Origin of the sequence: Coprococcus sp. TF11-13 (assembly GCF_003481085.1) — a bacterium.
GTDB classification, from domain to species: Bacteria; Bacillota; Clostridia; order Lachnospirales; family Lachnospiraceae; genus Coprococcus; species Coprococcus aceti.
In genome coordinates this window covers 15,853-17,839 of sequence record NZ_QUKK01000014.1, presented here as the reverse complement: position 1 = coordinate 17,839, position 1,987 = coordinate 15,853, and the positions used below count along the sequence as shown (strand labels likewise).

The window sequence follows — 1,987 nt, the reverse complement described above, 5'->3', positions numbered from 1 at the left end:
ATTGTGGAAGCGGTAACTCCCATCTTCTCTGCGACATAAGGCTGTGTCAGATTTAATTCGAGACGGCGCTGTTTTGCCCTGCTGCCGATCAGCTTGCGTAGTTCTTTATCTTTCATGCTGATGTGCCTCCTTTTTCGGTATGTCATTACTATACCATGCAACAAAATATATTGCAATATGCAATTTATAGAAAATGAATGAAATTTCATAATGCTTGACAAAGCAATATAAACACGCTATACTGACAGCACAAATGAAATTGCATAATGCAATTTAAAAGGAGGTGGTCATATGACACAAAGAAAGATTGCCTTATCTATTGAAGAAGCTGCTGATTATACGGGAATCGGCAGGAACACCCTGAGAAAACTGGTGGAATGGAAGAAACTTCCGGTATTAAAGGTCGGGAGAAAAGTCCTGATCAAAACAGATATGCTGGAACTTTTTATGGAAGCCAACGAGGGCAGAGACTTGAGGGATAAGGGAAATGTGAAAGCAGTCACAAGAAACGGTTCAACTTAAAAAAGCGGTTCCCGAAGAAACCGCCAAAGGTTCTATCAGACCGGAGTCATGATATACCTACACGCAAACAGATTATACCATGTACTTCGTCTGACAGACAACAGGAAACTTATGTTTGGAAGAAAAAGAAAGGACGATGATATTTATGGCAAGATCAACAAAGAGTTATGAGGAGCGTATGCTCCAGTTGGAAAAGAAAGAACAGGAAAGCCTTGAGAAAGCAAAACAGTATGCAGCACAGAAACGGGAACTGAAGAAACGTCAGAAAGATGTGGAAACTAAAAAGCGGACACACAGGCTCTGCCAGATTGGTGGTGCGGTGGAATCGGTGCTGGGTTCTGCGATTGAGGAAGATGATATCCCAAAGCTGATCGGCTTCTTAAAAAGGCAGGAAGCAAATGGGAAATTCTTCTCAAAGGCAATGCAGAAAGAGCCAGTTGCGAATACGGAGGAAGTGTAATGCCGGAGGGAGTGGATTTTCCATTCCCTTCATTGCTTTTTCATGAAGGGCGCACTTATGGACAACCAGAGGTCGTCCGTATAAGTTTGCCACAGGTGGCAACCGGTCTGCGCTTACGCTTGCCGGGCTCGTTCCGTCGGCGGGCATTTCATGCAGACCTGCTCATGCCGCAGGAGGCACTCTTCGCCAGAGGGGCGCATTCCATGCAGGCTGTTATGCACAGGGCACTCTTACGCAGAGGGCGTTCCGGCAGATACCATTTTCTTTTTGGGAAAACGTTACCTGCCGGAAATCAAAGCCGGATACGGCAGAAAGGGGGAAACGGAGCATGGCGATTTTTCATTATACAGTAAAGATTGTTGGACGCAGCAAAGGGAAATCCATCATATCAGCATCTGCGTATCTCAATGGTGATGTGATGAAAAATGAAGAAACAGGCAGGATCAGCTACTACACTGCCAAAAAAGAAGTCGTTTATACCAGCCTGTTGATGTGTGAAAATGCACCACAGGAATGGCTGAACGTACCTGCTGAAAATATCAGACGGTTTCAGAAATCTGCCCGATATAAAAGAGCAGATAACAAAGATGCTGCACTGGGAAAATTTAAACTTACTTTTCAGAAACAGTGTTTATGGAATGAAGTTTTGAAGATTGAGAAGACCTCGGATGCACAACTCGGCAGGTCATTTGAATTTTCGCTTCCGAAAGAATGGAGCCGACAGGAACAGATTGATTATACAACTGAATATATTCAAAAGACCTTTGTAGATAAGGGAATGTGTGCGGACTGGAGTATTCATGATAAAGGAGATGGAAATCCCCATGTGCATTTACTTGTGACGATGCGACCATTCAATCCAGACCACTCATGGGGGAACAAAGAAATCAAGGATTGGGAGTTTGTCAGAGATGAAAATGGAAATATTGTGGTGGATGAATCCCATCCGGACTGGTGGCAGGATAAAAAGAACCCTGCCCGTCATGGAATCCGAATCCCGGTATT

3 protein-coding genes and 1 pseudogene are annotated in these 1,987 nt (G+C 44.1%); 3 read left to right on the top strand and 1 reads right to left on the bottom strand.

Annotation, left to right across the window (positions count from 1 at the left end; genetic code table 11):
- Positions 1–116 (bottom strand): annotated as a pseudogene (locus tag DXD11_RS13585) (helix-turn-helix domain-containing protein); the annotation flags it as partial.
- A gap of 175 nt (positions 117–291) precedes the next feature.
- Here DXD11_RS13585 and DXD11_RS13580 point away from each other — a divergent pair.
- From DXD11_RS13580 to DXD11_RS14620, 3 genes are all read left to right on the top strand, one after another.
- Positions 292–522 (top strand): helix-turn-helix domain-containing protein, encoded by a 231-nt coding sequence (locus DXD11_RS13580; protein WP_002578307.1) that lies wholly within the window; start codon positions 292–294, stop codon positions 520–522.
- A gap of 145 nt (positions 523–667) precedes the next feature.
- Positions 668–982 carry a DUF3847 domain-containing protein gene (locus DXD11_RS13575; RefSeq protein ID WP_002578306.1) on the top strand — a complete coding sequence of 105 codons (315 nt, stop codon included), beginning with the start codon at positions 668–670 and terminating at the stop codon, positions 980–982.
- Between the two features lie 328 nt (positions 983–1,310).
- Positions 1,311–1,987, top strand: a 677-nt coding sequence (locus DXD11_RS14620) for a MobA/MobL family protein (RefSeq protein WP_243105880.1), incomplete at its 3' end; no start/stop codon positions are given.